Below are 26133 nucleotides of genomic sequence, written 5' to 3' on the forward strand. Positions count from 1 at the left end.
CGGTCAGCGGAAGCCGATGAGCCGTTCGGACATCGCGATCATGTCGTCGATGTAGGACTGCTGTTCCTGTCTCGGGGCGCCGAGCAGGCGCAGGGCGCCGGCGCGTTGCGCGTCGGCGAGGGTGCGGGCGATGCGTTCGGGTGGCGCGCACGGGAGCACCTCGCCGGTGGCGTTGATGCGTTCGACGAACCGCACGTAGCGGCCCACGAGGCGTTCGCGCACGCTCTCCCACTCGGCGCCGACCTCGTCGTCGAGGCGGGCGCGGTGTTCGATCAGCTCGAGGATGCGGCCGTTGACGTAGACGGACTCGATGAAGGCGCGGGTGGTGGTGCGCAGCACCCGGCGCAGGTCGTCCACCGCCTGCCCCTCCATGTGCTGGGCGTCGAGGAACTGCCGGCACACGAGGGTGGCGAGCGCGCGGAACACCTCCTCCTTGGAGGAGAAGTACGCGTAGAAGGTGGCGCGGGAGACGTCGGCGCGGCCGGTGATCACCGCGACGGTGGTGCGCTCGTAGCCGAGTTCGCCGAAGCAGTCGCGGGCGGTCTCGAGCAGGGCCCGCCGGCGCGGGCCGTCGCTGTCGCGCCGCGCGGACCGGGCCCGTTCCTGGGCTTCGCTCGTCGTCACCCGCACAGCATGCGTTGACGTTGACGTCAATGTCAACGGTGGAGGCCGCGCCGTGTCGCTCCGCGCCGCCGGACGGGGCGCGGGTTCAGGACCCGCTGGGGCCCTCGGGGCGGGCGGAAAATTGTCCGCGACCCGCGGCCCGGAGGCCACCCTGTTGATCGGATGCCTGGTCATCGCCGCCGGCTACGGCTCGTCCCTGCTGCTCATGGGCTCGACGTGGGGCTTGATGCTCGTCGTCTGCATCTGCAGCGCCGGTGCCGGCTTCGCCTACGGGGCCATGCCCGCGCTGATCATGGGTGCGGTGCCGCAGTCCGCGACGGCGTCGGCGAACAGCGTCAACTCCCTGATGCGCGCAGTGGGCACCTCGGTGTCGGCGGCGGTGGTCGGCGTGGTCCTGTCGCAGATGAGCGTGCAGGTCGGCGGCTACAGCCTGCCGACCGAGGGCGGGTTCCGCACCGGGATGCTCATCGGCTGCGGTGTCGCCCTCGTCGCCGCCGCCGTCACCCTCGCCATCCCCGTCGCCCGGCGGCCGAGCCTCGAACCGGTGCGCGAGCCCGCCGCGGCCCGGGTGTGAGCCGACCCGGTTTACGCAACACGGGTGTTCTCGAAATACACCGCGCACCAACGAAATCCGCTCGGCCACTACCCTGTTCGCACACCCGCCGCACCACTACCATGGTCTGCATCCCGTAGTGGACAACCTTCCTCCGGAAGGATCGATCATGACCACGATGGAAATGCCGCACGTCACCGAGTGCAGTGTCGGCACCTGCTCCTACAACCACGACGGCTGCCACGCCTACGCCATCAACGTCGCCGGACACAACGGCAGCGCCGACTGCGAGACGTTCATCCCGCTGTCGACCAAGGGCGGCCTGGACACCGTCACCAGCAGCATGGTCGGCGCCTGCCAGCGCGCCGACTGCGTGCACAACCAGGATCTCGAGTGCTCCGCGAGCGAGATCCGCGTGGGCGGCACCGGCAGCGGAGAGCACGCGGCCAACTGCCTGACCTATCAAGCCCGGTAGGTTCCGCCTACCTCACCGCCGCGGCCGCATCAACGCGCGCACCGCGTCCGTCAACGCGGCCGCCGACAGCTCGGGGCTGATCGCGCGCTGCAGGCCCAGGCCGATGCCGAGCCCGAGCAGCATGGTCGACGCCTGCCCGGGATCCATCGTGGGCGTGACGTCGTACCGGTCGGCGAGCGAGCGGATCAGCTCGGCGATGAGCGTGCGTACCCCTTCGGCGCCCGCCGCGATGCGGGAGCGGATCTCCTCGTTGTGCCCGGAGCGCACCGAGAACTCGATCTCGAGCAGGGTCCAGCGCCGGTCGCCGATGGTGCGCTCGGCCCACGCCCCGAACGCGGTCACCACGTCGTCGAGCGACGCACCGGCCGCGAGCGTCGCGGCGATCTCGCCCATGCGCTCGGCCCGGATCCGGTCGAGCACCGCGAAGCACAACTCGTCCTTGTTGCGGAAGTTGGAGTACACCGCGCCCTTGGAATAACCGGCGTCCTCGGCGATCTGGTCGAGGGACGCCGCGGCGTAGCCGCGCTCGAGGAAGTGCTCGGCCGCCGTGGCGAGCAGATCCTCACGGGTGCGTGCCTGGGTCTCCTGGCGGGTCTGTCGTGCCACGACTCGACGGTACCGGAGCGGCCGAAGTTCGGATACTGTGGTTATCCGGATACCGACAGTATCCGGATGGGGAGCACGGGAGACGAGGGGACGACGCGATGGACGAATACCGGGTGGTGGTGATCGGCGCCGGGATCTCCGGCATCGGCGCGGCGATCGCGCTGCGACGGCGCGGGATCACCGACTTCGTCGTACTCGAGAAGGCCGGGAGCCTCGGCGGCACGTGGCGCGCCAACACGTACCCCGGATGCGCCTGCGACGTACCCTCGCTGCTGTACTCGTACTCCTTCGCCCGGAACCGGGACTGGAGCCGTATCTTCGCCGGGCAGAACGAGATCCGCGACTACATCGAGCGCACCGCCGACGACCGCGGCGTGACGTCCCACGTCCGGTTCGGGATCGAGATGCTGCGCGCGGACTGGGACCCGATCGACGCGCGCTGGACCCTCGAGACCACCGGCGGGACCGTGCGGGCGCGGTTCCTCGTCGCCGCCGCGGGACCGTGGAACGAACCGCTCGTACCCGACATCCCCGGTCTGTCGCAGTTCCCCGGCGAGGTGTTCCACTCGGCGCGCTGGAACCACGACTACGACCTGCGCGGCAAGCGCGTGGCCGTCGTCGGCACCGGAGCCTCGGCCGTCCAGTTCGTCCCCGAGATCGCGCCGGACGTCGCGCGGCTGCACCTGTACCAGCGGACGGCGCAGTGGGTGCTGCCCAAGCCCGACCGTCGCCTGTCGGGGTTCGAGCGCCGGCTGCTCGCCCGCGTCCCGGGCGCGCGACGACTGGTCGAGGCGACCGAGTACGCGCTCATGGAGGCCCTCGGTCTCGGCTTCCGGCACCCGTGGATCATGCGGCAGCTGCAGTGGATCGGCCGCGCCCAGCTGCGGGCTCAGGTCCGCGACCCGCGGCTGCGTCGCGCCCTGACCCCCGACTACACCCTGGGCTGCAAGCGGCTGCTCATGTCGAACACCTACTACCCCGCCCTCACCCGCCCCAACGTCGAGGTCCACCCGGCCGCGGTGCGCGAGATCCGCGGCTCCACCATGATCGCCCAGGACGGCAGCGAAGCCGAGGTCGACGCCGTCGTCTTCGGCACCGGCTTCCACATCCTCGACATGCCGATCGCCGGCCGGATGTTCGACGGACAGGGACGCAGCCTCGACGAGCACTGGCAGGGCAGCCCGCAGGCGTACCTGGGGTCGTCCGTCGCGGGCTTTCCCAACGCGTTCGTGCTGCTCGGCCCCAGCCTCGGCACCGGTCACACGTCGGCGTTCCTCATCCTCGAAGCCCAGCTCGAGCACGTCGCGACCGCGATCGACACGGCGGTGCGCCGCGGCTGGCGCACCCTCGAGGTGCGACGCGACGTCCAGGACACCTTCAACGACGAGGTGCAGGCCGCACTCCCCGGCACGGTCTACAACTCCGGCGGATGCCGCAGCTACTTCTTCGACGTCAACGGCCGCAACAGCTTCAACTGGCCGTGGTCGTCGGCCGCGCTCCGTCGCCGGGTGTCGGCGTTCGACCCGGGCGTCTACGCCGTCACGCGCGACGACCAACCCGTGCCTGCCGGGTGATCCGTGCGCCCGGCGGTCCTCGGTGCACGGATGGTCGGCGTACCGTCGGATCATGGCCCGCAGGTCCGCCACCCGCCGCCGTCCGCCCCTGTCGGACGGCTACCTGTACGAACCCAGCGAACGGCGGGTCCGCGGAACCTGGGCCGGTCACACCGTGGTCGACACCGTCCGCGCGCTGCTGGTGTGGCCGCCCGGACACCCCGTCCCCTTCTACCTGTTTCCCCGCGACGACGTGCGCACCGATCTCCTCGCGCCCGCGACGGCACCGGGCGGCAGGAACGACGTCGCGCGGTGGTTCGACCTGACCGACGACGAGAACCGGGCGCCCGCCGCGGCGTTCGTGCTCGACGTCGCGGGACTCGAGGAGTACATCGGCTTCGAATGGTTCGGCCACCGCGGAGCGGGCATCGAAAACTGGTACGAGGAGGACACGGAGATCTTCGTTCACCCCCGCGACCCGCACCACCGGGTCGATGCGCTGCCCAGCAGCCGGCACGTGCAGGTGTCCATCGCCGGCACGGTCGTCGCCGAGACCCGGAACCCGGTGCTGCTGTTCGAGACCCACCTGCCCGTGCGGTACTACATCCCGCCCGCGGACGTCGACTTCTCGGTACTCGAGGAGACGGAGCTGCACACGTCGTGCCCCTACAAGGGCACGGCCCGGTACTGGAGCTTCACCGGAACGCCGCGGGCCGAGAACGTCGCCTGGTCGTACCCGGATCCCCTCCCCGCCGTCGCACCGATCGCCGGCCACGTCGCGTTCTACAACGAGGCGGTGGACCTCGTCGTCGACGGCGTGCCCGTCGCGCGTCCGGGCGGCTGACCGCGCCGGCTCACCGCTCGAGCCGGATCCACGGGCCGCCGTCCCCCGCGGCCCGCAACCGAGTGCCGAAGATCGCCGACGACTCCTCGAGCGCCGCGCGCAGCCAGCGCTCCTGCGACTGCGTGACGTGTTCGAGCCGCATCCGCCGCGCCCGCACCGGCATCATCCGCAACTCCCGCAGCTCCCGCGAGTCCGCGTCGAACGAGACGACATACAGCAGGCGCAACTCGTCGCGGAAGCGCTCGTAGCCGCCGATGCCCTCGTAGTCGTTGATCAGGTCGCCGCACCCGTACAGCACCGGCTTGCCGCGGTAGACCTCCAGCGGCCGCGGGTGATGGGACGAATGCCCGTGCACCACATCGACGCCGCCGTCGATCAGACGGTGCGCGAACCGCACGTGCTCGCCCGGCACCGCGTAGCCCCAGTTGGACCCCCAGTGCACCGACACCACCACCACGTCGCCGGCCGCACGGTCGGCGTCGATCCGGGCGAGCAGTCCGTCGGCTCCCGCCTCCGACACCTCCGGCAACAGCGCCACCCCGGGCCGCGTCGCCGTCGCGGCCCACCACGGGGCGATCCCGCTCGACACCGCACCGACCGACCACACCCGCACCCGGCACGCCCCGACCGGGACCGTCGCCGGCCGCCACGCCACCCGATCGTCGCCGCCCGCGCCGGCGAGCCGCAGTCCCGCCGCCGTGAGGACCTCGACGGTCTCGCGCAGACCGCGGACGCCGAAGTCGAGCACGTGATTGTTGGCCAGGGTGCACACGTCGACCCGTGCGACGGTGACCACCTCGACGTTCGCCGGATTCATCCGGTAGTGGATGCCCTTCTCCGGCGCGTAGTCCCGCGACGTGGTCACGGACGTCTCGAGGTTGACGATCCGAACGTCCGGGGCGCACTCGTCGAGCACGGACAGCGCGATACCCCACGGCCAGTCGAATCCCGCGGGCCGCGGAATCGCGCCGCTGCGGGTCTCGGCGAGTTCGACGTAGTCCCGGGCGTCCTTCACGTAGGACTCCCGCAGCGTGGGACCTCCGGGGTGCGGGAGGATCTGGTCCACACCCCGGCCGGTCATCACGTCTCCGGCGAGGAAGAGCGTCACCGTGCCCGGCACACTTGAGACAGTAATCCCCGGCCCCCGGATCCGTCGCGCGTCCACGGGCGCAGGTCAGCCCGACGCGTAGCTGGGCTGCTCGGTGACGTCGCCGAGCACGACCAGCGTCGCGAGGGTGTTCTCCCACCGGATCCGGGCGGCGCCGACCGTCGCCTGCACGACGGTCCCGTCCGGCCGGCCGAATTCGCACAGCTGTCCGGTCCGGTCGTGCAGCGAGCGGACGGTGACGGAACCGTCGGGCCACGTGTCGCCGGTGAAGATCTCGTGCAGCGCCCGGTCCTCCACGTCCCGGGGGTCGACGCCGAGCAGCGCGGCAAAGGTGGGATTGGCGTAGGCGATGGCGCCGCCGTCGCGCACGGCGATGATGGGGACGGGCAGCAGATCGAGGACGGCGGGCAGGGGCAGCGGCGCCAACCGGTCCGGCAGGTGCGCCCAGGTCGCGGCCTTGGCCCGATACAGATCCATGTCGGCGTCGTGGTAGAGGTCCATGGGGTCGCTGACGACGCCCGCCGCGACCCCGAAGCTGACCGGCACGGGATTCGCGCGGGCCATGTCCTCGAGCACCGCGCGCCCCTCCTCTTCGTCCGTGTCCGGGAGCACGACGAGGAATTCGTCGCCGCCGAGACGAGCCAGGATCCCGCCGCGCGGCACCTGCTGCGCCCACGCCCCGGCGGCATCGCGGAGCAGTGCGTCACCCGCGGGATGCCCGTGCTCGTCGTTGAACGCCTTGAATCCGTCGACGTCGAGCAGGCCCAGGCAGACCCGGGTGCCGCGGTCGCGCGGCCGCGAGCGCAGTTCGAGGTCGAGACCCGCGCGGTTGCGCAGGCCGGTGAGCGGATCGCGGGTCGCCGCGTTCACCAGCAGCCGTCCGACGGCCCCGAAGATCGCCCCGGAGCCGAGCAGGGCGGCGGCGACGATCACGTAACCGACCCACAGCAGGCGCGTCGGGGCGACGGCCGCGGCGCCGAGAGTGGCCGCGGTGAGCGCCCCGATCCACAGGACGGCCTGCCGCGGCGGCCAGAACGCCGCGAGATACATCGACAGGAACATCGAACCCATGACGCTGATGAGGATGCGGGAGGGGTCGACGTGGAACGCGATCACCGCCGGCATCGCGACGACCGCGCACGCGGTGGCGGCGACGATGGGGGTGCGGCCCAGACGCCGCGGCGCCCACCGCAGGATCACCAGCCCGGCGATGCCCAGCGCCAGCGCCAGGACCGTGCCGGCGAAGCTGCCGGATCGGGCGATTGTCGGATCGAGCAGGGCCGCAACGATTCCTACCGCGACGAGCCCGGTGCTGACCGCCAGGTACCACACGAGCAGACGGCGCCGCTGGACCCGGAGGTTCTCCGTCGCACCGTGCAGCACCTGGCGATCGCCCACACCCGGATTATCCCGTTCGTCGCACCGTTCGTGTCCGGCTCGGCGAAATGCCGGCCGTCACCGGCCCGGCAGCCACTGCATCGCCTTGACGAAGGGCGGCATCACCTTCGACCACAGCTTCGGCGGAACCCCGCGGGGTCCACCGAGATTCATCACCCGGGTCGTCGCGATCGTCTGCGGTTCGGTGTACTTGATCAGGCCCTCGGCGCCATGGCGACGGCCCATGCCCGAGATGCCCATGCCGCCCATCGGCGCGTCGGTGCTGCCCCATGCCGGCGCGTAGCCCTCGTCGACGTTGACGGTGCCGGCCCGCACCCGCGCCGCGATGGCCTCGCCCTGCGCCTTGGTGCCCGCCCACACGCTGGCGTTGAGTCCGTACTCGGTGTCGTTGGCGCGGCGGATCGCCTCCTCGACGTTGTCCACCGGGTACACCGACACGAGCGGGCCGAACGTCTCCTCCCGGTAGCACTCGGCGTCCTCGGGGACGTCGGTGAGCACCGTCGGCTCGTAGAACAGAGGGCCGAGATCTGGCCGGGCCCGGCCGCCGGCGACGACGGTGGCGCCCTTGGCCACGGCGTCGTCGACGTGCCCGGAGACGGCCTTGACCTGGGTCTCGTTGACCATGCTGCCCATTTCGACGCCGTACTCGTAGCCCGGCCCGAGGGTCATGCTCCGCACCCGCTCGCCGAGCATGCGGAGGAACTCGGGGGCGACGGACTTCTCCACGTAGATCCGTTCGATGGAGATGCACAGCTGCCCGGAGTTGGAGAAGCACGCCCGCACGGCCGCGTCGGTGACCTCGCGCAGGTTCGCGCCGGCGGTGACGATCATCGGGTTCTTGCCACCGAGTTCGGCGGAGAAGCCGATGAGGCGGCGGCCCGCCTGCTCGGCGAGGAGGCTGCCGGTCTGCGAGGAGCCGGTGAACATGAGGTAGTCGGCGTTCTCGACGAGGGCGGTGCCCACGACGGAGCCGGGCCCGGGCACGACGGCGAACAGGTCGCGCGGCAGGCCGGCCCGGTAGAGCAGTTCGACGACGGCCAGCGCGCAGTAGGGGGTCTGGCTGTCGGGCTTGAGGACGACGGCGTTACCGGCGAGCAGGGCGGCGATCGCGTCGGAGACGGCGAGGGTCATCGGGTAGTTCCACGGGGCGATGACCCCGACGACGCCCTTCGGGTGGTAGTGCACGGTGGTCTTCGTCAGGCCGGGGAGCATGCCCGTGGCGCGGCGGGGACGCAGCAGCCGGGGCGCGGTGCGCGCGTAGTAGCGCGCGGTGAGGGCGATGTCGAGGACCTCCTCCTGCGCCGACGCGCGGGCCTTGCCGGTCTCGGCCTGGGCCATGTCCATCAGCTCTTCGCGGTGGGCCAGCACCAGGTCGTGGTAGCGGTGGAAGATTTCGGCGCGTTGCTCGACGGAGCGGCGCGCCCAGTCGGCCTGCGCGACGCGGGCCCGCTCGAGGGCGGCCCTGGCGTCGTCGGCGGTGCCGATGGGAACCGTCGCGAGTTCACGACCGGTGAAAGCCTCCACGACCGAGCGGGTGGGACGGCTCGCTGCGTCCGGGATGGCGATGAGCTCGGCCAACCGTGCGAAGGTGGCGGCGCTGGGAGCAGGCATGTCGTACCCCTACTGGTGAGTAGTTCTTGCAGTTACACCAACCTACCGCGCGGCGTGGTGCTTGTCACAGAGCGGGCTGTTCGCCACCCGGCAGCCCCGCTAGCCTGAGGAGATGGACCCACCGGTCACCCGGTATCTGCCGCGCGACGGCCACGGCCTCGCGTACCAGGTGGTGGGTGAAGGCCCGGTGGACGTCGTGTGGTTCCTCGAGATCCAGACCCACCTGGACCTGATGTGGACCGACCCCCACCTGCACTACCTGATCGAACGCAACGGCACCTTCGCCCGCTCGGTGTACTTCCAGCGCCGCGGGATCGGGCTGTCCGATCCGCTGGACCGGGTGCCCACCCTCGAGGAGCAGGCCGACGACGTGCTGGCCGTGATGGACGAGGTGGGGATGCACCGGGCCACCCTCGTCGGCGTCGCCAGCACCTGCGGACCGCAGTGCCTCGTCGCCGCCCGCGCCCCGGACCGCGTCGCCGGCCTGGTTCTCGTCCAGCCGTTCGCCGAGCGTCTCCTCGGCGGCGACGGTGAGCCGCACGGATGGACGCCGGTGCGGCGGGCGGAGTTCGTCGACAACTGGCGGACCGTGGGCCGGGAGTGGGGTTCCGGGGCCTCGGTCCGGATGTGGGAGCACCACGCCGACAACCCCTACAACCGGCGGCTGATGGCGATGCTCGAACGCTGCTCCGCGACACCGACCACGACGCAGGCGCACCTCGAGTGGATCTTCCGGCTCGACTACTCCAGCGCCCTGCCGTCGATCCAGTGCCCGGCCCGGGTGCTGCTCCCGGACGCCAGCCCCGTGCCCCGCGCCGCCGCCGAGTTCGTCGCGCGGCAGATCCCCCGCGGTTCGTTCCACCTGCTGCCGAACGCCCCGCCCGGCGCCTCGCTCGGGGAGGCGTGGCGGCCGATCCTCGACCACGTCGAGGAACTCGCCACCGGGATGCAGCATCCCGTCGACGCCGACCGCAGCCTCGCGTCGCTGCTGTTCACCGACATCGTCGGCTCGACGAAACTGCTCGCCCGTATCGGCGACGGCGCCTACCGCGACCTGCGCGCCGCCCACGAACGACGCGTCCGGGCCGAGGTGGAGCAGGCCGGCGGCCGGCTCGTGAAGGTCACGGGCGACGGGACGCTGAGCCTCTTCGACGGCCCGGCCGCGGCCGTGCGCTGTGCCGCGCGGATCCGCGACGACGCCCGGGGCCTCGGCATCGAGATCCGGGCCGGCGTCCACACCGGCACCGTCGAGCACGCCGGACCCGAGCTGACCGGATTGTCCGTGCACATCGGGGCGCGCATCGGCGCGACCGCCGGTCCCGGCGAGATCCTGGTCTCCCGCACCGCCCGCGACCTCGGCACCGGCTCGGGCCTGAGGTTCGCCGACCGGGGCCGGCACCGGCTCGCCGGGGTGCCCGGCCGATGGCAGCTGTACGCGCTCACCGACGCGATCACCGACCCGCCCCCGATCGCGCACCGGTCCCTCGACCTGTCCGTGCTCGACCGGGCCGTGCTCCGCACCGCCCGGCGCGCACCGCAGGTGCTGCGGGCGGCCGCGGCTCTCGCCCACGCCCGGCAGCACCGGCAGGCGCGGTGAGTGTGGACCGGAAGACCACGATCACCCGTGCGTGACCCTCGTGTGAATCAGCAGGCGAGGTCTCGGTGGCAGGCTCGACCTGCCAGGCTTGGGTTGTGATGAGGCCGGAACGGGGACGGCGCTACCGATCCGGTTCCCCAAGGTTCGGCCCTGCGAGTCAGCACTGAGCAGGATTCGGGGAGAGGTGTCGCCGGTGAGCTCCGGTCGAGCAATTGATGGATTGGCACGAACACGGGCAACTGCTGCGGCTACGTCCGAGGTGATCTGCACGGACCGCTGCAGCCGTGCGTAGCCGGGCCGCAGGACCAGCTCCGCGGTCTCAGAGTCGGTAGAGGTGGGCGCGGTGGTCGATGTCGACGATCAGGAGGGTGTGGTGCTCGTCGTCGATGCGGAGCAGGGTGCGGTAGTCGCCGCGGCGGGCACTGCGCAGGCCCTCGAGCTCGTAACGCAGCGGTTTGCTCAACCGGTGCGGATTCTCTGCCAGCGGGCCGGCGAGGAACTCGACGACCGCATGCACGACCCGCCCGGGCAGCCGGGACAGGGCTCGGCGGGCGGGTGAGGCGATCGCGATGTCGTAGGGTGCGGGCGTCTCGTCCGTCATCGGGGCGGCAGGCCGTGCTCGGCGCGCAACTCCTCGAGCGAGGCGGTTCGGCCGGCGGCGTACTCGCGGTCGGCGGCCGCGATCGACTCGGCGGTGCCGGGGCGAGACAGCCAGTAGATCGTTTCCTGCAGTGATTCCAGATCGTCGACCGACATCAGGACCGCGGCCGGTTTGCCGTGCCGGGTGATCGTGATGATGTCGTGAGTGGCTTCGGCGCTGTCGACCAGCGCCGAGAGCTTGTCCTTGGCTTCGCCGAGCGGTACCGTTGCCATGCCTTCATAGTAGCCTGACAATTGGCCTCAACGAAGCCTTATATCTGGCCTGACAACCATTATTATGTCAAGTAGAGTGCCTCAGCCTCAACCGCACCTCGTGCACGAATATTGCCCTCATACGCACCCGGTAGCAGAGTGGCGGCGACCACCGCGCCCCGCCCCGCCGCCCAACGGCTGGTCCCGAGCGCACAGGACAGATTCCGCCCCTCACGCCGCAACCACGATCGTGTCCTGCGCGGGCCGGTTGACCGATCCGGGACGATGGGACCAGATCTGCCGCCAGATCGGCTTCGGGGAGGCGGTGATCCGCCCCACGACCGTTCGCCGCACCGCCCGCACCCGGGTAGGACCTGCCCAGCGACCGGCAACGCCGCGACGCCTCGAGGCAGTGTTCGCCGACGAGCCACACCCGCCGGTCGCGGTCACTGGGCAGATCGACCAGGACGTCATCGACACCTCCCCCGGGACCGACCGGCGGCGCGGCAAAGACAAGGCCGACCCGGGTCCTCGACAGATCCGCTCCAGGGTTCCCGACGGACTCGACGACCTCGCCCAACTCGGACGCACCCTGCACCGACGCAAGGCCGACGTGCTCGCCTACGTCGACCACCACCGCGCCTCGAACGGACCCCCGAGGCGATCAACGGCCGACTCGAAGCACTGCGTCGTCACGCCCTCCGATTCGGCAACCCGACCCACCACCGGATCCCGTCACTGCTGCACTGCGGCAACCTCACCCGCGCGATCGAGGCACTCCAGATCCGGAAGAGCCCGTACAGCGGCACCATGGGGCTATGGACATCGCGCCCGAACCCGCCGAGCCCGACACTCGTGACTGGACCTTCGTGCTCGACGGAGGGTGCCCCGAGTGCGGGTACACGCTGCACGATCCGACCACGACCGGTGAGCGCTTGCGATCCGGCGTGCCACGCTGGCAGGCCGTGCTGCGGCGGCCGAACGTCGCCGAGCGGCCCGCTCCGAGGGTGTGGTCGGCGCTCGAGTACGCCTCCCACGCGCGTGACCTCATCGTCGTCCTCGGACAACGAGTGCGGGCGATGATCACCGACAACACTCCGACGTTCGCCGATTACGACGGCGAGGCCGAGGCGATCCGTCGGCGGTTCTGGGCGGCAGATCCCGCCGACGTGGCCCGGCAGATCGCTCTACGTACCGACGAGACCGTGGAGATCATCGAGGGCGTCGAGGACTGGCGGCGCGACGGCCTGCGCAGTGACGGCCGGAGGTTCACCATCGTGCAGTTGAGCCAGTATCTGCTGCACGACGTCGAGCACCATCTGCACGACGTCGCGGGCTGATCCGGCCGAGCCGCGTACGCGTCCCGGGCAGTGGTGGGGTCCAGGACCGAGCGGCGCGGTGGCGGTGTATCGGCAGCGAGCCCAGCACCGGAAAGGAACAACACCGGAAAGCTCGAAACGCATTCACCACCAACACAATACGAAAACACCACCGATATCCTACGCACAAAGACGCCCGAATACCCTACCGATCAACCACACTCACGAAAATTACTGCACCGCAACATAATTCCCGAATTCGCACAAGACCGGCACCGAACCGGGTGGTGCGCCCGCCCGTGGGGCCCGAACCACCATCGCGACCGCACCCCGCACCGACGTCGCGGGCACCCCGCCGGTCCCGACCCGGGACGTGCCCTCACACCAGGCCGACCCCCGCCGCGGGCGCTCATCGCAGGCGCGGTCGACGGTCTCGGAGGATGCGCACACCCGGCTCGGGCTTTCCGGTCGCGAGGGCACGTCGAGTTCACCGTCGAGCCCACCGTCGACCTCCGGACCGTGCTCGTGTCGGCGTTCGCTCGGATCTCCCCCCGACACCCTGAGCTTCGACCAGAGGCGGAACGCCACGCCGTAGGGGCGCGGCACCGAGGCGAGAGCGCGGCGCCGATCGGCGAGCTCACCGACTACCTCGATCGTCCGCAGCACCGAGCCGGCCTGCTCCGTGCGCGCGACCCGTGACCGAACCGTTATAGTCGGCGTCATGACGTCGGTTCTCGGTATGTCGGTCGGTGCCAGCGCTGTGCGCTTCGCGTGCCGCGACACCGAGAGCCCCCACGGTCCGATCTTCCGATCACGGTCGGTGACCGCGCCCCTCGAACGACCGGGGGACCCGGCCGCCGAATCCCTCGAAACGGTGCTCACCGAAACCGACGAGATCGACGAGGTCCAGGCCATCGGCGTCGCGTACCAGAACCAGGCGCAGGCCGGTGCCGTGCAGGCCGCGATGACCCGACTGGAGATCGGCCACTTCCACTTGGTCCCCGAAGTGACGGCCGCGCTCGAGATGCTGGAGACGTCCGGGGATCTCGGCGACCACGAGACGCTCGTGTTCTACGACCTCGGCAGTTCCGGCCTCACCGTCACCGTCGTCGACCGAACCACCGGGATCGTACTGAGCACCGCACGCTCGGACCGGATCAGCGGCGACCTCGTCGACCGGCTGATCTACGACCACCACCTCGCACTGCACCGCTTCACCCAGCCTGCCGACACGGCAGCACAGCTCGCTCTCACCGCCAGGTGCCGCGACGCGAAGGAGCAGCTGTCCACCAACGGCGCGGTGTGCATGCCCGGTGAGGGCGGTCTGCTGCTGCTCTCCCAGGACAGCTTCGATTCGCTCATCGACGGCCCCGTGAAGACGTCGGCCCGCCTCACCCGTGACGTCATCCGCCGCTCGGGGCGCACCCCCGACGCCGCGGTGCTCATCGGCGGCGGTGCGCATATTCCGCTGGTCACCTCCGTGATGGAGTCCTGGCTCGACCTCCCGGTGATCGTGCCCGCACAGCCCGAACTCGTCGCGGCCGAGGGTGCGGCACTGCTGGCCCGCCCGGCCACCGGCGAGGTCGCCGGCGCGGTGATGTCCCCGACGCAGGCACCCGTGCCCCACGAGACGAGCGACAACGTCGACACCGTCGACATCCGGCACACCGTCGAGACGACCGCACCACCGCGGACACGTCGACGCCTCCTCCTCGCCGGGGGTGCCGTCACCGTCGTCGCGGCGATCGGCCTCGGCCTCGGCACCGACCTGCTGCAGGGTTCCGAGCGGGACGCACAGCCCACCGCCCCGCCACCGCCCACTACGACCGCGGACGTGGCCCCGCCCCCGGAAGCCGCCCCGCCGGTGGTCGACAAGCCGAGGATCCCCGCACAGACCGAGGCGCGCACCACGAACCAGCCGCAGACGCAGCGTCCGACCCAGATCCCTACCCTCCCCCGGACGCAGAACAGTGCGCCGGCCGACACATCGGCTCCGCCACCCCTACCGGAACCAGCCCCACTCATTCCCGGTCTCCCGCAGTACCAACTGCCGATACTTCCTCCACCCCCGCCGCTCCCCCTACCGGAATTGCCCCGGATACCCGGACTCTGAACCCTCAGCCCACACCATCGACATGTTCTGACGCAGCTCCCGAAGACACGCACCACGGCACCCTGCCGGACTCCGGGCAAAGGCCCCACCCCCGATACTCCGGTCGGGATCCGAAACTCCCGCACGGAGGGTCGAACGTCCGCAACGGCTATCGGCACCGTGATCGCCACCTGGGATCTGCTCCGGGCCGAATACAGAGAACTCTGTACTGTTCGGGTGTATGGAGGCACTGATTCACCGCGACATCCTCGTCCGGTTCGGTACGCACTGTCCGACACGACCCGGACGTAGATCCTGCTGACCTTGCGTTCGGGTCCGGGGTCGCCGTCGGAGCCGGTGGATCAGATCGGGCTGTCGCGGCAGATCCGGCCGAACCATCTTGCGTGCCTGCGTGGTTGCGTTCCGGCAGTGGACTTTTCGGAGGGACGGCGCAGCCGCTACGAGTTGGCGGCGCCGCGGATCGGTCCCGCTCTCGCCGATCCGGTCCCGCTGGTACTCGCTGTGGACCCGAACCGTCGTCCGGACGCTGCCTCCGACGGGTGCTGCTGATGGCGGGCTCGCGGGCCGCCATGCCGGAAGTGGGTGCTGTGCGGATCGGAATCCTGGCCTACGAAGGCTGTTTCGCCACCGAAGTGTTTGCTGTCTCCGATTTTCTCCGCATCGCCAATCATGTCGCCCGCGAAAACGGTGCCGCCACCGTCGACGTGTTCGACACATCGGTGGTCGCTGTCTCGCCGGAGCCGGTGACCACCGCGGGCGGGTTCACGATCGGGGCGCGTCGATGGCATCACCGGTTCGATCTGCTCGTCGTGCCGGGATTCGAGCTCACGCCCGCCACCGATCTGGACGTCCGGCTCGGCGACCGCAGCCGCGAGATCGCCTTCCTGCGCGCCGCGGGGCGCCGTCGCACCCGAATCGCCTCGGTGTGTGTCGGAGCCTTCCTACTGGGTGAGGCCGGCCTGCTGAACGAACGACGGTGCACCACTTCATGGCTGTTCGCCTCGAAACTGGCCCGGCGGTATCCCCGGTCGACTGTGTGCGCGGAGTCCCTGATCGTCACCGACGAGCAGATCACCACCACCGCCGCGTTCAGCGCGTCACTCGACCTCGCGACCGCCATCGTCCGAGAGCACCTCGGCGCCGACGTCGCGCGGGCCACCGCACGCATCACCCTGGTGTCGGAGAACCGGACCAGCCAGGCACCGTACGTGGTCGAGTCCATGGTGGAGACAACGACGGGACCATTCGCGATCGCAGTCCAGCACTGGCTGGTCGATCACCTGGCCGAGCCCTACAGCCTCTCCCGGCTGGCAGAGGCCTTCCACGTCAGCACGAGGACGGTGTTGCGGCGCTATGCCGACGAGGCCGGCTGTTCACCGCTGGACTTCCTTCAGCAGGCCCGGATCGGCGCCGTCAAACGACTCCTGACCGACACCGACGTGCCGATCGGCAAGATCCCTCGACGCGTCGGGTATCAGGACCCGAGCACGTTGCGTCGACTCTTCCTGGATCGGGTCGAAATGGGGCTCGGCGACTACCGCCGCCAGTTCCGCACACGCCAGAAGTCAGCCGGCGCGGTGGCCGGATCCACACGGAAGCTGGCGATCACGCCCCTCCCCCACAGTGCCTCCGCCCACGAGGATCGAGCCTGTTCACCCGAACCACACGACGAACAGGAGCACATACAGTGACAACGCGCGAGATGACCGAGGACGATCCGCTCGACGACTTCGAGCGTCGGCACCTCACCTTCGACTCGGCCACGAAGGTCGTGCTCGTATCCGGCTCGGGTCCGGCCGTCGTCGTGATGCCGGAGATGCCCGGCATAAGTCCTCACGTCGCCCGTTTCGCGCGGTGGGTGCGTGACGCCGGATTCACCGTGTACCTGCCGTCCCTGTTCGGGCGAGACGGTGCGATACCCACCGTCGAGGACGGCACCGCGGTGATGCAGCGAGCGTGCATCAGCGCCGAGTTCCGGGCGTTCGGCGCGAACCGGACCAGTCCCGTCACCCGATGGCTCCGGGCCCTCGCCGCCGCCGCGCACGAAGAGTGCGGCGGCCCCGGTGTCGGAGCCGTCGGAATGTGTTTCACCGGCAACTTCGCTCTGACCATGACACTCGAGGCGTCGGTCCTCGCCCCAGTGCTCTGCCAGCCATCCCTTCCGCTCGACGACCCCGCCGGGCTCGAGATCGCACCGGAGGACCTCCAGGCGGTGCGAGAACGACTCGACCGCGACGACCTGACCGTGCTCTCGTACCGGTTCGCCGGCGACAAGTGGTGTCGTGCCGAGCGTTTCGCCGCCTACGAGTCCGCACTCGGAAACCGGTTCGTGGGCACAGTGCTCCCGGACAGCGCGGCCAACCCCACACCCCCACCGTTCTTCGCGGACGTGGTGGCCAGTCCGCACAGCGTGGTGACAGCTCACCTGATCGACGCTGCGGGCGAGCCAACGCTCACCGCCCGCGACGAGATCCTGATGTTCCTTGCCGCACGGCTGGCCCCCGGGCGCTGACCGGAAGTGGGAAGTGTCCTTATCCGACAGCGAATACCGCCCACTCGGAGGTCGAATCAGTGATCGGAGGTGAATGAGAACCCGATGTCGCATTTGTCTTGGTCACGGCAGACGATGCTGACGCCGCAACCTGAGAGCCCCCGGCCGCTCCCACAACACACCCGCCCCCACTACCGACCCCGACCCCGAGCGCACCGTCCGCGACCCGCCCGAGGGCGCCGGAACTTCCCCTCGCATGCCTACCTGGCCGAACCGTTGCGCCGGTGGAACGACGCCGTCGACCGCCTCGACCCGGATCACAGAGGCGGCAGTCGAGGGCCGGCGTGCTTCGCCGTATCGCGCACGTTCGCCACAGTCGAACATTCGTGCGGCAGTCCGATGTCGGCCACGGCGGAGCCGAGTGTGTCAACGGCACCCACTCGTGGCGCTCCGCCGCAGCGATCCGGTCAGCAAACGCGATCTGCGCGCTCACATCGTGGGGTCGACGATCGCCGTCCCCGGCACCGACGCACCACCCTACCGGCGATCGAACTCCCCATGGGCCGAGGTGGGTCCGCGAAACGTTCCCACCCGAACGGACGCATCCGTCCGAACGAGTTCAATCGGCGGGCCGGATGACGACCTTGAGCGCCTGATTGTCGGCGGCGTCGGCGAAGACCTCGTAGGCCGCGCCGAACTCACCGAACGTGAAGTGGTGCGTGCCCATGAGATGGGCCGGTATACGACCGGATTCGACCATGGTGAGTAGCGTGGGGATGGACACGGTGTCGACCAGACCCATGGTCAACGTGAGATTCCGGATCCACAGGTCCTGCATGGGCAGTTCGACGGGGGCACCGTGCACGCCCACGTTGGCGACGGTACCGCCGGGCCGTACCAGCGCGGCGGCCGTCAGCAGGGTCTGCGGATATCCGACCGCCTCGATCGCCACGTCGACGCCGAGTCCGTCGGTGAGCGCCAGGACCTCGGAGACGGCATCCGGACCCGCCTCGACGGTGTCGGTGACGCCGAACTCGAGCGCCTTCAGAGGTCGCCGGCGAAGAGCCAGGCTCCCCAGGGCCCTCGCTCGGGGCAAGCCCCACCACGCACCGGCCTGTCGGCGGCGTTGGCAGCGCCGGTGGGGTCACCCCGACCGCAGGTCGCCGGCCCTGACGTCGTAGCATGTGCCGCGACGGCCGGATCGGGGCCGACCGCGTGCCCGGGCAGTCCCCCGCGCTCGTTCTCGGTACGTCCTTCGTGGGTCGGTGTGTCCGACCGGATCAGTAAGGAGCCGCCACCATCCTGTCCCCGACGTCGCGCCCGATCGTCGCAGCGACCTTGCCGGTGATCGGCGCGCACCTCGACGAGATCTCCGAGCTCTTCTACCGCACGTTGTTCGCCGCGGTCCCGGCGCTGCGCACCGATCTGTTCAATCGCGCCAATCAGCACAGCCGCACCCAGCAACAGGCACTCGCAAGTGCGGTCGCCGCCTTTGCCACGCTCCTCGTCACGGAACAGCCCACCGACATCGATGCGATCATGGCCCGCATCGCCGCCAAACACGCCTCGCTCGGGGTGCAGGCCGCCCACTACGAGATCGTGCGCACCCATCTGTTCGCGGCCATCGCCGAGGTCCTCGGCGACGCGGTGACCCCCGCCGTCGCCGCCGCGTGGGACGAGGTCTACACCCTCATGGCCAACTCGCTCGTCGAGCAGGAAGCGGGTCTCTACGACAGGGCCGGGGTGCCCGCCGGTCAGGTGTGGCGCACGGTCGTCGTCGCCGCCCGCGAGTACGACGGCGCGCATGCCACGACGCTGTTCCTGCAGCCCCTCGACGGCGAGAGACTGCCGGCCTATCTGCCCGGCCAGTACATCTCCGTCCGGGTGCCGCTCGGCGACGGCACCGCACAGATCCGGCAGTACACCCTCACCCGCGGCCGCAGGCCGGGCGAGTGGGCGCTGTCGGTCAAACGGGTGCCGAACGGGTACGTCTCGCCCATCCTCGCCGACCGAGTCGGCACCGGCGAGCGTCTCGTCGTCTCCCATCCCTTCGGCAGCCTCGTGATCGGAGGCGGCCACGCACCGCTGCTGCTCATCGCTGCGGGGATCGGAATCACCAATACGATCGCTGCGCTGCAGTACCTCGTCACACACGACCCCGACCGGCAGGTGACCGTCCTGCAGGTGGAGCATTCGCCCTACGAACACGTGCGCCGCATCGAGTTCAGCCACCTGGTGCAGAGGTTGCCGGGCGCACAACTGCACCTTCGGTACACCGATTTCGACGGTGTCCACGACGACGGCCGCAACCCCCTCTCCGGCATCACCCTGCCGCCGAACGCGCAGACCTATGTGTGCGGACCGGTCGACTTCATGCGCGCCATCCGCCACCAGCTCGTCGCCGCCGGCATCCCACCCGCGTCGGTGCATTTCGAGGCCTTCGCACCCGGATCCTGGCTCGGCCTCGAACGCGAGCACGAACCCCTGTCCTAGCTCCCGGCAGCGACGACGAGAGCACGCGTAGGCGGCGCCGGCGGGGCGGCTGCGGATCGGCTCGACCGCCGCCTCGGCACCGGGGCCGCGGTCCGGGCGAGGATGCCTTCGGCCGTTCGCCCGCGGCGTCGGAGGGCCCCGCCGGCGATGACCTCGGATGCACGTGCCGGCGGGGTTCGGGGTGTGCTGCTCAGTCGCCCACCTCGATGTCCTCGACCTCGGCGTGCGGGCCGTACCTCCGGCGGGCGCGGGCCAGTGCAGGGAGTGCGGCGTCACGTCCAATGAGGATACGGGCCGCAACAGCCGGGCAACGAAGCCGCAGTTCAGTATGCGCATGAGTGGCTAATGTGGACGGGTCGTAGCGTCCAAAGATGGTGGACGTCATGGGTTCGCATGTTCTGCAACTCGAAATCGTCCATAATGGATAAGCACGATCATGCTTATCCGGTTAGATCAGGTGAGTTTGGCTGCGCCCGGTCCGGTCGCGATGATCTGCCGGTAGGTCGTGGGCTGCTGCTGGGACTGCAGGCCGAGCAGGGTCTGGAAGGCGGCCATCGGGGTGTGGCGGCGGTTGAATCGGAAGGTGTACTCGTCGAGGTAGACCTGCAGGTGCTCGCCGGACACTCCGCGGTGGGTGCCTTGCAGCCAGCTCTTGAGGTTGGAGATCACCCGGTGCACGCGGGGCAGTATCTCGTCGATGTCTTCGCCGTCTGCGCGGGCTGCCCGCTGGCTGCGTGGCCGGTGATCGTAGCCGAGCCCGGTCAGTGTCCGGTAGCCGCGCCAGGCGTCGGTGTGCACGGTGGCGCCGGCGGCGACGTTGTCGCGGACAAAGCCGGTGAGTGCGGCGGCGGACGCGTCGTCGATGACCGCCATGCGGGCCCGTCCACTGCCCGCGCCGCGGACCTCTATCCCCACTGCCACAAGGGCTTTCGTGCCACGAGCCCGCCCGCCGCGCAAGCCGGCTTCGTGCCCGCCGACGAAGCACTCATCGACCTCGACCTCGTCGAGCAGATGCTGCCGTTCCGGGTTGACCATCGCCCGACGCAGCTTGTGCAGCATCGTCCACGCCGTCTCGTAGCGCCCCAGGCCCAGCTGGCGCTGCAGCTGCACCGCCGAGACCCCGGGTGTCGGCGTGCTCATCAGGTAGGCCGCCCAGAACCACAGATGCAGCGGGGTGTGCGTCTTGTGCAGCACCGTGCCCGCGGTGACCGACGTCTGCCGGCGACAGGCCGCGCACTCCCACACCAGCCGACGCTTGGCCACCGGCCAAGCCTGCCCGTGGCCACAGCGCGGACAGGCGAACCCGTCGGGCCAACGCGACGCGAACAGGTACTCCATACAGGCGTCATCATCAGGGAAGCGCCGCTGGAACTCCACGATCGTGCGTGGGAAGTCAGGACGCGGCATTTGCACAGGATACCTGATCTAACCGGATAAGCATGAGCACGATTATCCATCAATCATGTTGCGGTACGGTATGGTTGAATGCAACGGGAGGTCGAGCGGGATGTCGTGGCGCTGGTGCTGCACATCGCGCGGAAACACACGTTCAGGCTCGTTCAGGGCCGAGACCGTCCCAGTCGATCAATCCAGCACGGTCGGCGGCAGCGAACAGCGCCCCGGCCGTGATCGCGCGGACGGTGGTGGACATCATCGGATCGATCGCCAGGCTGATCGTTGCGCCGGTTCGGTTCGTGACCGGTCGGCGAGGGTGAGACCGATCAACAGAATTCACCTGGTCGTTCGGAGTGGGATGTGCAGGGCACGTAAGTGCGCAAGGACGGTATCTGCGTGGTGCCGGACCGTCCAAGAGTCCTGAGTCGGGAAGCCGCAGAGGGCAAGGAGTACGCGTGTTTCCGGAGGCGGCAGCGGATTCCCGAGGCGTATCCGCGTGTAATCGCTGGTGTTGCCGACAATGGCGACGGTGTGATTTCCCGCCCGGTGATCCAGTCCGTACATGAGGCGGCGCACATGGAGAGAATTGAGCTCTCGGTGACCGACGACGGTACCCGCGGCTAACTCGACGACAGAGAAGCCCGACCATTCACCGAGAACGTTGTGTCGCGCGAGGTACCGGCCCTCGAGGTCGCGGCGCGGAGCGAACCAACGGTCGCTCTGTCGCGACTCGGGGCGGGCTGAACCAGGCAGATAGACGCGCACCGTACCCGCTGTTTCCTCGGGCTTGGCGAGTGGTGCGTCGAGTACTTCAGTCGTCCACTCTTCGAGCGGAAGGTCCGGAATACGTGCCCAGTCGTCGAGTCCGATCACTGGTAGCCCTGCCGGCCGGATGTCGTCGACACGCTCGACGATCCTGGTGTGCCCTGAAAGCCGCAATGTGTGCCGCACTGTGCTCGGAAAAATCCGGTTGGGGATGCCACTGACCAAGAGGTGCGGTGGTCGGTCGCCCGAACTGTCGATGGATACGACCGAGCCGGTGGCGGAAACCCACTGTCCACGTCCGAGTGCAGCAAGGTCGCCCACCGCGGCAAGGTCGTCCAGTCGTGCGCGGAAGAACTGGCGACGAACGTGCTGGTCGAGCGACCCGTCGTGCAGTGCAGCGTCCGCATCCATCACTCGGTCCAACAGTGTGCGGGTCGATACCGGCGTGCGACCACCGGTCGACGCCCATGTCACCGCACGCACCAACTCGTAGGAAAGTTCGGTCTTGGGTGTGCTCGGCGGCAACGCCAAGGCCGAACATACGAGATTCAGAGTGGAGGAGGAAGACAGCTCCTCGATAATGGGGGCGCCCGGGATCACGCGAACGTGCGCTGGAATCGATGCGCCAACCGACGGAAGGCCGCAGTATTGACATTGCCGGTGCCGCACCACTTCGCGACTGCATCCGCCGCATCGGCAAGTTCCGGACCGGGCACAGATGTAGCGATCGCCGGAAGCAACACCGACATCGCGATCGCATTCTCGACCGAACCACCGCGCGCAATCTCCTGCAATGTGGTTCCGAATCGCTGCGCCGCGGTGGTGAGTCCGTCGTCGACGACCCAATACTCACCGAGCACTTTGTCGAGCCGTTCCGCGAGTTCGCGTATCCGGGGCGCGGGGCTTGCTGGGGATTGGCTGCCCAGGCGTGTGGCGGTGACATGACCCGCAGGGATGGAAGCGGCCGCAGGCACGTCGATCGCAACGCAGAATCCCCAGATATCGGGGCTCAGGGGTGCCGTCGTCGCTCCGGCGACGGCGGTGGCTGCCAGAAGAACATTCCCATGGATCACGACGCGCGAACACCCTACGACGTCTCGAGCGGCAGGAGGTACCGCGATACCTCGGTCGTGGGCTTGGAGCCAGGGGAGTAGGAATGCTTCGGTCGGCGCTTGGTTGACCGACTGAAGCACCAGCATCGCCGGACCGTCGGTTTCGGCTTCGCGGTTGGCGGCCAGCAGTAGGTCCGCGTGTAGGCGCTGTTTCGCGGGGTCGGACGCTCGGACTCCGAGAAGATCTACGGGGCTGAGGAAGTCATGCGCCACTGGAAGCGAGGCGACGCGGCCGGCGCAGGCGACTTTTGCGTAAGCGGTAAGTGCGGCGTCGGCTCCATTCCCGGTAACGATGGGGACGAGCCCGGCTCGGACGGCCGCGTGGATGCGGCGAAGTGCTGCGTGCGGAAGACCGTACGCGGAGGCTGCGGCGCGAAGGCATTGATCGAACTCGGCCGTCTTGTCGATCGCAACTGCGTCCTTGCTCGGACCGAACAGACGGCCGGTGCGCGTCTTCGGCGGGTCTACAGGAGTCGCGGATGCGTGTCCGAGAGCCCGGAACATCACAGAGTCCGCGAGTAACTCCGACGCGTTGTCGACAGCTTGCCCGACCCTGTCGACGACGCGCGACTCGAGTTCGTCCAATTGACGGTCGACGGCGCGGGCAACACTCGTGAGTTCGTCCCGTTTCGCGGTGACGGCTCGGTCGAGGTCGGCAAGCTCCCGGCGTAGGGCGTTCTCGTCGTTTCGAAGTGTCGACAGCTCGCTTTCGAAATCTCGTCGGCCCTCCGTGAGTGCCTCCGCACGCGTGGACTTTCGTATCCGATCGAGCTCCGCGGAGACGGCAGGATGCGATAGGAGTGCGTCGGCCAGTTCCGTTGCGCGGCTGGTCACGATGCTGCTCTCGGCGCATACCGTCAGTGCTCGTTCGAGACGTGCAAGCTTACTGGTGCGATCGCCGGAGCTCTCTCCGACTCGGAGAAGCGCAGCCGCTTGGTCGATTTGCTTCTTCGTGCTGAGGGTGACCGGCGTCGGATGACCGGCTTCGTTCAGAACCTCGACTGCGTCGTGGAGAGCCGTTCGCAATATGTCTGCGTCACTTCGGCAGTCGACGAAGGCGACGGGAGGCACACTCGGATCGCAGTAGAGCCTTCCATCCGGTGCGGTGAGTACGGCTTGCTCGCCGTGCCGGACCGGTACGCGACCGAGCCGACCGGATTCAGCGAACACAGCGGAGGGCGTGCGTACCGGTCCGACTTTGAACGGTCCGACGAGCATGTCGTCTGCGCACCAGAGATACACCTGGTGTTCACGCTGGTCCGGAGCCGTCGGGCTATTCGTGCGTGCGCGCAACTTCTCGGTAGCGTCGGCGTAGCTCAGCGGCCGCATGTCTTCGACGAGTGGCAGGACCGAAGGCTCCGACACTGCGAAGTGATCTTCGCCGTTGGGATTGTGCTCGACCCGACAGGTGATGACTTCACCGAACTCGACGTCTACGGCGCCTCGCCAGAACAATCTTCCTCTGGTCGGGTAGTCCGATGAGTCTGCTGCTTCCCACCCGTGACCTACGTCGTGGTAGATCGGTTTGACGCTCGCGATCTTTCGTTCACGGTTGACTCGCTCGACACGACCGATGACGGGGACTCCGGCTGTCACTGTCATTCGAACACTCTAAACCGATGTTCGCGGCAATTCGGACGAGCCTCCCGGTTGTGAAATTGCCAGTGCGGAACGGCTGGGTCCGAGGCCGAGGCCGCCGCGAGTGCGTACGCATGCTGCCACCCGGAACGGTCGGGCGTAGCGACACTGGTTTTGGGTCGCGTCGTGGGTGGCTCACCGAAGTCGATGCGCACGAAGCCGAGGTTTCCTGCTTCGATCAGAACGCGTGTTGTGTCCTCCGGATGCGTGGCGAACCAATCGGTCAGCTCGGTCGCGGTGGCGTTGTCGAGTCGATTCTCGGTGCCGGATGAACCGTGCGCTGCCGCTCGGAAGCGGAGGTGCTTGATCTCGGATACAACTTTGACGGTCGAGCTACGGGAACCGTTCCGATGCGTCGTGAACGGCTGAAGGTGGGCTTCCCCGCACATCACCGACCAGACCGGGCTGAAGTCCTCCATCGGAACACTGGTCTCGGCGATCATCTCGGCGCGGACGGTGTCCTGCTTGGCGTCGGTGCGGAGGTGAAGGGTGCCTGATTCGACGGTCGTAATCGCCAAGGCAGCCTGTGCTGTCCTGGTGCGCCGTTGCAGCCGCCTTGCGCTGATCGTCGCGTGTGCTTCCGCCACTATCGTTGTGGCCTGCGGAGATGGGATCACGACCAACGGTTCGTCGACGTAGAAGTGTGGAGTCCCGTCGGCCCCGTATTCCACGGCCGGAGTGACGATGCGCGTGCGACTTCGACGGTCTTCGATGGCAACTCCGAATCGTGCGAGCCACGTCGAGAAGGAGCCGTTCTCCTTACTCGGCAGCGTGATGAGCCATGCCGACCAGTCGGTGCCCTGCGACGGCGTCGGGTTCAGTGGCTTCGCGTGGAGTTGCGGGGGAGGCGCGGACTGCCGTGTTCCTACGAGGACGAGCCGATCACCCCAATGAATCGGGGTCGACCACCCGTATCGCCGGTACGAACCGCCACGGTAGGGGACGAACAGGACGCCTTGAGAAGGCAGCCCGCGCAGCGTGCGCTGCCAACGAGCCGGCTGAATCCCTGTAGGCCATCTCCCTGTGGCCCGCACCTGACTGTCGTGCCGGCTCGGTGGGACAGTGATCGTGTTGCGGCTCGATCCGGGCCACAGGACAGTGGCTCCCACCCGGCGAGGATCAATCCCGTGCTGATGCAGCTCGATTCTGCCGGAACCGAAAGCAGATGGAACGGAGCGTCTGCTCTCGCTTGCGGTGAGCGGTGGAAGCTCGAGGTACAAGGTCCAGTCGCCGGTGTCGTCGTCCACGTGGAGGTAGAGGGGTGAGCTGACTGCGGACTCGTCGTAGTGGCTGTGCGTACCTGAGCCGGGGTGATACTCCTCGCAATGGGACGTGCCTTCGCCGTGGTTGTGCGCGAAGTGGGCAACCTTCACCTTGCCCGGTCGGAGGTGTACGCGGCCGCAACAGCAAGGACAGAGGTAGCCGGGGTGGGGCTCGGCCTCAAACGCCGAGACGTAACGGTCGATTGTCAGATCGTATGCGCGCTCCACAGTGGATCCTCGTTTCTGCCGCTGGACTCTAGGATGCGTCTGAGTTGGCTCACGGTCGGCGGTGAACGGTCGCTCGCGTCTGGGACCTGATGGTTC

At 68.9% G+C, this 26133-nt stretch carries 21 protein-coding genes and 2 pseudogenes; 11 read left to right on the forward strand and 12 right to left on the reverse strand.

What is annotated here, in order from left to right:
* Nucleotides 1-3: 3 nt before the first annotated feature.
* Nucleotides 4-630 (reverse strand): TetR/AcrR family transcriptional regulator, encoded by a 627-nt coding sequence (locus tag ACWPOB_RS07975; RefSeq protein WP_029546921.1) that lies wholly within the window; start codon nucleotides 628-630, stop codon nucleotides 4-6.
* 106 nt (nucleotides 631-736) lie between these two features.
* Between ACWPOB_RS07975 and ACWPOB_RS07980 the strand changes: the two are divergent.
* Nucleotides 737-1198 (forward strand): annotated as a pseudogene (locus ACWPOB_RS07980) (MFS transporter); the annotation flags it as partial.
* A gap of 148 nt (nucleotides 1199-1346) precedes the next feature.
* Nucleotides 1347-1652: a DUF1540 domain-containing protein gene (locus ACWPOB_RS07985; protein WP_455400456.1), complete on the forward strand. Its 306-nt coding sequence runs from the start codon at nucleotides 1347-1349 to the stop codon at nucleotides 1650-1652.
* 12 nt (nucleotides 1653-1664) lie between these two features.
* On the opposite strand, the gene ACWPOB_RS07990 is transcribed toward ACWPOB_RS07985, so the two are convergent.
* The gene (locus ACWPOB_RS07990) at nucleotides 1665-2258 is read right to left on the reverse strand and encodes a TetR/AcrR family transcriptional regulator (protein ID WP_455400457.1); all 594 of its coding nucleotides are present in this window, start codon (nucleotides 2256-2258) and stop codon (nucleotides 1665-1667) included.
* Between the two features lie 98 nt (nucleotides 2259-2356).
* On the opposite strand from ACWPOB_RS07990, the gene ACWPOB_RS07995 reads away from it, so the two are divergent.
* Both ACWPOB_RS07995 and ACWPOB_RS08000 read left to right on the forward strand, forming a co-directional pair.
* The gene (locus tag ACWPOB_RS07995) at nucleotides 2357-3832 is read left to right on the forward strand and encodes a flavin-containing monooxygenase (RefSeq protein ID WP_455400458.1); all 1476 of its coding nucleotides are present in this window, start codon (nucleotides 2357-2359) and stop codon (nucleotides 3830-3832) included.
* Nucleotides 3833-3884: 52 nt separating this feature from the next.
* Nucleotides 3885-4655, forward strand: coding sequence for a DUF427 domain-containing protein (locus ACWPOB_RS08000; protein WP_455400459.1), 771 nt, complete (start codon nucleotides 3885-3887; stop codon nucleotides 4653-4655).
* A 10-nt stretch (nucleotides 4656-4665) separates the two neighbouring features.
* Here the strand turns inward: ACWPOB_RS08000 and ACWPOB_RS08005 are convergent, their stop codons facing one another.
* The 3 genes from ACWPOB_RS08005 to ACWPOB_RS08015 are packed head-to-tail and all read right to left on the reverse strand — an operon-like array spanning nucleotide 4666 to nucleotide 8772.
* Complete coding sequence (locus ACWPOB_RS08005; protein WP_455400460.1) at nucleotides 4666-5775, reverse strand: CapA family protein; 1110 nt, start codon at nucleotides 5773-5775, stop codon at nucleotides 4666-4668.
* 54 nt (nucleotides 5776-5829) lie between these two features.
* Nucleotides 5830-7161, reverse strand: coding sequence for a diguanylate cyclase domain-containing protein (locus ACWPOB_RS08010; protein ID WP_455400461.1), 1332 nt, complete (start codon nucleotides 7159-7161; stop codon nucleotides 5830-5832).
* A gap of 57 nt (nucleotides 7162-7218) precedes the next feature.
* Nucleotides 7219-8772 carry a succinic semialdehyde dehydrogenase gene (locus ACWPOB_RS08015; protein WP_455400462.1) on the reverse strand — a complete coding sequence of 518 codons (1554 nt, stop codon included), beginning with the start codon at nucleotides 8770-8772 and terminating at the stop codon, nucleotides 7219-7221.
* A 112-nt stretch (nucleotides 8773-8884) separates the two neighbouring features.
* Here ACWPOB_RS08015 and ACWPOB_RS08020 point away from each other — a divergent pair, with 112 nt between their 5' ends.
* Nucleotides 8885-10369 (forward strand): adenylate/guanylate cyclase domain-containing protein, encoded by a 1485-nt coding sequence (locus ACWPOB_RS08020; RefSeq protein WP_455400463.1) that lies wholly within the window; start codon nucleotides 8885-8887, stop codon nucleotides 10367-10369.
* Nucleotides 10370-10688: 319 nt separating this feature from the next.
* Here ACWPOB_RS08020 and ACWPOB_RS08025 read toward each other — a convergent pair whose 3' ends face one another.
* Complete coding sequence (locus ACWPOB_RS08025) at nucleotides 10689-10970, reverse strand: type II toxin-antitoxin system RelE family toxin (RefSeq protein WP_455400464.1); 282 nt, start codon at nucleotides 10968-10970, stop codon at nucleotides 10689-10691.
* Complete coding sequence (locus ACWPOB_RS08030) at nucleotides 10967-11242, reverse strand: type II toxin-antitoxin system Phd/YefM family antitoxin (protein ID WP_455400465.1); 276 nt, start codon at nucleotides 11240-11242, stop codon at nucleotides 10967-10969. Before ACWPOB_RS08030 ends, ACWPOB_RS08025 begins: the two co-directional genes overlap by 4 nt.
* A 797-nt stretch (nucleotides 11243-12039) precedes the next feature.
* Between ACWPOB_RS08030 and ACWPOB_RS08035 the strand changes: the two genes are divergently transcribed.
* The 5 genes and pseudogenes from ACWPOB_RS08035 to ACWPOB_RS08055 all read left to right on the forward strand — a co-directional run bounded on the left by ACWPOB_RS08035 (nucleotide 12040) and on the right by ACWPOB_RS08055 (nucleotide 17165).
* Complete coding sequence (locus tag ACWPOB_RS08035; RefSeq protein WP_455400466.1) at nucleotides 12040-12561, forward strand: DinB family protein; 522 nt, start codon at nucleotides 12040-12042, stop codon at nucleotides 12559-12561.
* A 700-nt stretch (nucleotides 12562-13261) separates the two neighbouring features.
* Nucleotides 13262-14653, forward strand: a complete 1392-nt coding sequence (locus tag ACWPOB_RS08040) for an Hsp70 family protein (RefSeq protein WP_455400467.1) — start codon at nucleotides 13262-13264, stop codon at nucleotides 14651-14653.
* A gap of 220 nt (nucleotides 14654-14873) precedes the next feature.
* A pseudogene (locus tag ACWPOB_RS08045) lies at nucleotides 14874-15202 on the forward strand (transcriptional regulator).
* The gene (locus ACWPOB_RS08050) at nucleotides 15202-16344 is read left to right on the forward strand and encodes a GlxA family transcriptional regulator (RefSeq protein WP_455400468.1); all 1143 of its coding nucleotides are present in this window, start codon (nucleotides 15202-15204) and stop codon (nucleotides 16342-16344) included. The pseudogene ACWPOB_RS08045 and the gene ACWPOB_RS08050 overlap by 1 nt, the downstream one beginning before the upstream one ends.
* Before the next feature lie 11 nt (nucleotides 16345-16355).
* Nucleotides 16356-17165 carry a dienelactone hydrolase family protein gene (locus ACWPOB_RS08055; protein WP_100055964.1) on the forward strand — a complete coding sequence of 270 codons (810 nt, stop codon included), beginning with the start codon at nucleotides 16356-16358 and terminating at the stop codon, nucleotides 17163-17165.
* 598 nt (nucleotides 17166-17763) lie between these two features.
* On the opposite strand, the gene ACWPOB_RS08060 is transcribed toward ACWPOB_RS08055, so the two are convergent.
* Nucleotides 17764-18240, reverse strand: coding sequence for a zinc-binding dehydrogenase (locus ACWPOB_RS08060; protein WP_455400469.1), 477 nt, complete (start codon nucleotides 18238-18240; stop codon nucleotides 17764-17766).
* A 248-nt stretch (nucleotides 18241-18488) separates the two neighbouring features.
* Between ACWPOB_RS08060 and ACWPOB_RS08065 the strand changes: the two genes are divergently transcribed.
* Nucleotides 18489-19637 (forward strand): globin domain-containing protein, encoded by a 1149-nt coding sequence (locus ACWPOB_RS08065; protein ID WP_455400470.1) that lies wholly within the window; start codon nucleotides 18489-18491, stop codon nucleotides 19635-19637.
* 453 nt (nucleotides 19638-20090) lie between these two features.
* Here the strand turns inward: ACWPOB_RS08065 and ACWPOB_RS08070 are convergent, their stop codons facing one another.
* From ACWPOB_RS08070 to ACWPOB_RS08085, 4 genes are all read right to left on the reverse strand, one after another.
* Nucleotides 20091-21044 carry an IS1595 family transposase gene (locus tag ACWPOB_RS08070; protein WP_455400471.1) on the reverse strand — a complete coding sequence of 318 codons (954 nt, stop codon included), beginning with the start codon at nucleotides 21042-21044 and terminating at the stop codon, nucleotides 20091-20093.
* A 324-nt stretch (nucleotides 21045-21368) separates the two neighbouring features.
* Nucleotides 21369-22397: a hypothetical protein gene (locus tag ACWPOB_RS08075; protein ID WP_455400472.1), complete on the reverse strand. Its 1029-nt coding sequence runs from the start codon at nucleotides 22395-22397 to the stop codon at nucleotides 21369-21371.
* Nucleotides 22394-24511 carry a hypothetical protein gene (locus ACWPOB_RS08080; RefSeq protein WP_455400473.1) on the reverse strand — a complete coding sequence of 706 codons (2118 nt, stop codon included), beginning with the start codon at nucleotides 24509-24511 and terminating at the stop codon, nucleotides 22394-22396. Before ACWPOB_RS08080 ends, ACWPOB_RS08075 begins: the two co-directional genes overlap by 4 nt.
* Nucleotides 24508-26037 carry a competence protein CoiA family protein gene (locus ACWPOB_RS08085; RefSeq protein ID WP_455400474.1) on the reverse strand — a complete coding sequence of 510 codons (1530 nt, stop codon included), beginning with the start codon at nucleotides 26035-26037 and terminating at the stop codon, nucleotides 24508-24510. The genes ACWPOB_RS08080 and ACWPOB_RS08085 overlap by 4 nt, the downstream gene beginning before the upstream one ends.
* Nucleotides 26038-26133: the final 96 nt, after the last annotated feature.

The sequence above is a fragment of the Rhodococcus sp. 2H158 genome (assembly GCF_053764755.1).

Bases quoted from the DNA above. Each gene is read 5' to 3' on its own strand.
- ACWPOB_RS08015 (WP_455400462.1), bottom strand. From the start codon at position 8,772: ATGCCTGCTCCCAGCGCCGCCACCTTCGCACGGTTGGCCGAGCTCATC.
- ACWPOB_RS08080 (WP_455400473.1), bottom strand. From the start codon at position 24,511: ATGACAGTGACAGCCGGAGTCCCCGTCATCGGTCGTGTCGAGCGAGTC.
- ACWPOB_RS08030 (WP_455400465.1), bottom strand. From the start codon at position 11,242: ATGGCAACGGTACCGCTCGGCGAAGCCAAGGACAAGCTCTCGGCGCTG.
- ACWPOB_RS08000 (WP_455400459.1), top strand. From the start codon at position 3,885: ATGGCCCGCAGGTCCGCCACCCGCCGCCGTCCGCCCCTGTCGGACGGC.
- ACWPOB_RS08050 (WP_455400468.1), top strand. From the start codon at position 15,202: ATGGCGGGCTCGCGGGCCGCCATGCCGGAAGTGGGTGCTGTGCGGATC.
- ACWPOB_RS08035 (WP_455400466.1), top strand. From the start codon at position 12,040: ATGGACATCGCGCCCGAACCCGCCGAGCCCGACACTCGTGACTGGACC.
- ACWPOB_RS07985 (WP_455400456.1), top strand. From the start codon at position 1,347: ATGACCACGATGGAAATGCCGCACGTCACCGAGTGCAGTGTCGGCACC.
- ACWPOB_RS08070 (WP_455400471.1), bottom strand. From the start codon at position 21,044: ATGCCGCGTCCTGACTTCCCACGCACGATCGTGGAGTTCCAGCGGCGC.
- ACWPOB_RS08020 (WP_455400463.1), top strand. From the start codon at position 8,885: ATGGACCCACCGGTCACCCGGTATCTGCCGCGCGACGGCCACGGCCTC.
- ACWPOB_RS07995 (WP_455400458.1), top strand. From the start codon at position 2,357: ATGGACGAATACCGGGTGGTGGTGATCGGCGCCGGGATCTCCGGCATC.
- ACWPOB_RS08025 (WP_455400464.1), bottom strand. From the start codon at position 10,970: ATGACGGACGAGACGCCCGCACCCTACGACATCGCGATCGCCTCACCC.
- ACWPOB_RS08055 (WP_100055964.1), top strand. From the start codon at position 16,356: ATGACCGAGGACGATCCGCTCGACGACTTCGAGCGTCGGCACCTCACC.
- ACWPOB_RS08040 (WP_455400467.1), top strand. From the start codon at position 13,262: ATGACGTCGGTTCTCGGTATGTCGGTCGGTGCCAGCGCTGTGCGCTTC.